General features: G+C 43.3%; 3 protein-coding genes and 1 pseudogene. All 4 read right to left on the reverse strand.

The genetic code is table 11. The annotated features are described in order from the left end of the window. A pseudogene (locus B7C60_RS18520) lies at window positions 1–293 on the reverse strand (ABC transporter permease); the annotation flags it as partial. Beyond that, on the reverse strand, window positions 293–1291 hold the full coding sequence (locus tag B7C60_RS08430) for an ABC transporter permease (protein WP_099611263.1): 999 nt from the start codon (window positions 1289–1291) through the stop codon (window positions 293–295). The gene B7C60_RS08430 and the pseudogene B7C60_RS18520, both read right to left, overlap by 1 nt. After that, window positions 1284–2777 (reverse strand): sugar ABC transporter ATP-binding protein, encoded by a 1494-nt coding sequence (locus B7C60_RS08435; protein WP_099611264.1) that lies wholly within the window; start codon window positions 2775–2777, stop codon window positions 1284–1286. The genes B7C60_RS08430 and B7C60_RS08435 overlap by 8 nt, the downstream gene beginning before the upstream one ends. A gap of 70 nt (window positions 2778–2847) precedes the next feature. Further along, a partial coding sequence (locus tag B7C60_RS08440; protein ID WP_245868985.1) for an autoinducer 2 ABC transporter substrate-binding protein occupies window positions 2848–3718 on the reverse strand: 871 nt, incomplete at its 5' end.

The raw sequence follows: 3718 nt of genomic DNA on the forward strand, positions 1-3718 counted from the left end.
ATGATTGCACTGTCTGGCGCTTGGGTGATAATACTGGCCATAACTAAACCACAGGCATTGGTTGTGGCAATAATCGATAAGTTAATGCCTCCAGTTAGCATACAGATCGCCATCGCCAGTGCGAGTAAACCAAGCAATGGCATTTGGGAGGACATCGACTGTAGGTTACCTAACGAAAAAAAAGCTTTGCCGGCAGATAAACCCATCGCCAATAAGATACCGGCTAAGATCACGAGCAAATAACGAATATTCTTATCGGTCGGTAGTGATAGTTTATTGAGAAACGCTTCCATTATGCCCCCTGCACTGCTTGTTTTTTTTCATTGATCGCTGTCATACTAATACTGCACACAATAATGAAGCCGGTAACAACCGTATGCCAATAGGAAGGAACGCCTAATATGGTTAGTCCATTTTTTACAATCGCTAGCAAAACAACGCCAAGAATAACGCCCAATAAAGTTCCCTTTCCGCCAGTCATACTAGTGCCTCCCAGCACGACCGCCGCTAGCACTGTCAGTTCAAAACCCATCAATGAATTTGGCGCGACCGACTGAGTGATTTGGGTCTGTACCACCGAAGCGATGCCCGCGAGAGCCCCCATATACCCATAAACGAATAAATGAATGCCAAAAAGATTAATCCCAATTCGACTGGCGGCATCGGCATTTCCCCCTACAGCATAAATTTGTCGTCCTAAGCGGGTTTTATTCATCAAAAAAGAGGTAACGAAAACCATCACGATTAAAGTCAGAATAGGAAGTGACAAGCCATAGTCATAACCATCATGACCGGTAAAAGTAAACAGCTCGATACCATCCATAAACCAGTCAGGAAAACCATATAACCACTCGCCGTTACTGGTATAGATCAGTAATCCAAAGAAGAGGTTTAAAGTAGAAATGGTAATAATAATGGCAGGCACTTTTAGCTTATACACCAGGATCGCATTAATCATCCCCAGTAAAATGCCCACAACGGTAGCAATGGCAAAAGCCACCATAAAATTACCGCCAAGATTTAACACGTAGCTCGCCATGACATATTGTGCGATGGCCGCGGTGGCAGGAAAAGAGATATCAATTCCTCCAGCGATCAAAACAACAAAGAGCCCACACGCCATGATGCCCAGAATTGCTGAACTGATAGACATATCAAATAAGTTACCTAAAGTGAAAAAATCTTCAGAGGTCATCGTCAATGCCATCATCATCAGCACAATCATCATCGACAGATAAAATTCGTGATGTTTCATTAATGCGGTAACAGACCGACGAACGAAATTAAGCATTGACCGCCTCCATAATCTCTTGCTCGGAACTGTAAACGGGATAGAAGTCATGGGTAAAACGTCCTTCTTTCATCACTATGACGCGATGACTGTTGTAAAACACTTCTGGTATTTCATCACTAACCATGATGATCGCGATGCCTTTTGTGGCAAGATCTTTCGCTATGGTGTAGATCGCTTCTTTATTAGCAACATCAACCCCAACGGTCGGAGAATCAAGAATCAGGACTTCTGGCTCGACAGCTATCCATTTTGCAATAGAAATACGCTGTGCATTGCCACCAGAGAGGCTAGTGACCGGTAGTTGAGGGTCGGCAACTTTAATCGAGAGCGATGAGATCAAAAGATCCACTAACTTATTCGCCTTGATATGGTCGAGAAATCCAGAAGGTTTTTGCAACCGGTCTAACACTGCAGCCGTAATGTTATCGCGAATCGTTTGCTCCATAACCAGACCGGTCGACATGCGATCTTCTGAAACATAACCAATACCATGAGCAATCGCATCGCGATTTGATTCAAATTGCACCGGCTGTCCATTCACCAATATTTGTCCCTGATCAGGTTTGGTCATACCAAATAAAGCCATACATAATTCAGTTCGGCCAGCGCCTAATAGACCCGTAATTGAGATGATTTCACCCGCTCGCACAGAAAAAGAAATATCACTAAACTGCCCTTTTTTCGTTAAACCTTTTGCTTCTAGCTTGATATCACCCTGCTCATGATAAGGAGTAAGTGGCGTAAATTTAAAACGCTGCCCCGTCATTAAAAAGGCCAATTTATCACTATCCACTTCATTAGCTTGATAAGTACCAATGGTTTTCCCATCGCGGATGACTGTGATGCGATCAGAGATTTCCATCACCTCATCGAGCTTATGGCTCACAAAAGCGACCGTAACACCTTTGGATTTGAGATCGGCGACGACATTAATCAAATGATTAACTTCCGTGCGGGTTAACGATGCGGTCGGTTCATCCATAATCATTAATTTGGCATCCGATGCCATAGCACGACAAATCGCCACAAGCTGACATTCAGCAATAGAGAGCTGTTCAACCCGTTTTTGTAACGGCAACGTCACGCCGACTTTTTCCATCGCTTTGAGGGCAATGCCTTGAATTCGTTTTTTTTGCACCAATCCTTTCGCCCACTCAATGTGATCTTGAATGGCAATATTCTCTGCAACGGTTAAGTTAGGAAATAATGATAAATCCTGATAAATCACTTGAATGCCGTATTCAATGGACTGCTGTGGAGTAAGTCTTGCATAGCTTTTGCCAGCAAGAATGATTTCTGCTCCTTTCTCTGGCGCATGAACACCGGAGATCACTTTAAATAATGTACTTTTACCGCAGCCATTTTTACCCGCTAAACAATGCACTTCACCTCGGTTAAAGGTGAGATTAATACCATCTAAAGCTTTTACTGAACCGAAATGCTTTGAAATATGCTTAAGAGTAATAAAAGGAGTACCTGACATAAGAATCTCCAGTAGTCATGAGGCGGCGTTGCGCCGCCCCAAATAAGAGTAGAGGAAGAACGTAGCGTGGTTAAAAACCTAACTGGCGAGCATTGGTTTTATCCACTTCTAAAATTTTATTGAATTTAATAACACGATTTTCAATATCAATGTCAGCCTCTCCAAGCCCTTCGACCGTCACGCCTTTTGATACATCATTACCTTCTAGCATCTGCTTTGCTACAGCAACCATGGCATAACCGGCATCGGCCGGGTTCCATAAGAAACCTTTATCTATTTCTCCGCGGGCCAAATATGGCGCAGCTTGACTAGGCATCATAATACCCACAACACTGATCTTATCTTTTGCACGTTTCTTTTTGATCGCTTCGCCAGCGCCAATCGCGCCCAAGGAGCCATAAGAAACAATGCCTGACATATCTGAGTGAGCTTTCATTAGATCATTGGTGGCTGCATAGGACTGGTCAATACTTTCAGCGACAGGCATCCGGCTGGTCACCTCATACATATCAGGATAATTTTTTTTCTGGTAATCGATGGCTAAATTTGCCCAGTTATTATGCAGAGGAACCGTTAATGACCCAACATAAACAGCATATCCTCCCTTCTCTCCCATATTTTTAGCTAACTCATCCATCGTTGCCTGCGCATAAGCTTGGTTATCAATAGTTTCAATATCCCAATCTGCGTTATGCTCATCTGGAGATTCATGAGTTAGGACAATAATGCCTTTCTCACGAGCTTTCTTAAATACAGGTTCCAATACCGTGACATCATTAGGAACTACCGTGATGGCATCAACGCCTTTAGCAATTAAATCTTCAATAATTTTAACTTGTTGTGCGGGATCAGGCGTTGAAGGGCCAAGTTGGCGAGCATTCACGCCAAAGTCACTTGCGGCTCGCTCAATCCCTTTGTTCATTTGGTTAAACCAAGGAATG

The organism is Vibrio fujianensis, assembly GCF_002749895.1.
Lineage (GTDB): Bacteria > Pseudomonadota > Gammaproteobacteria > Enterobacterales > Vibrionaceae > Vibrio > Vibrio fujianensis.

What these genes read in the sequence shown, in the direction of transcription:
- B7C60_RS08430 (WP_099611263.1), bottom strand. Translation starts at nt 1,291, where the DNA reads ATGCTTAATTTCGTTCGTCGGTCTGTTACCGCATTAATGAAACATCAC.
- B7C60_RS08435 (WP_099611264.1), bottom strand. Translation starts at nt 2,777, where the DNA reads ATGTCAGGTACTCCTTTTATTACTCTTAAGCATATTTCAAAGCATTTC.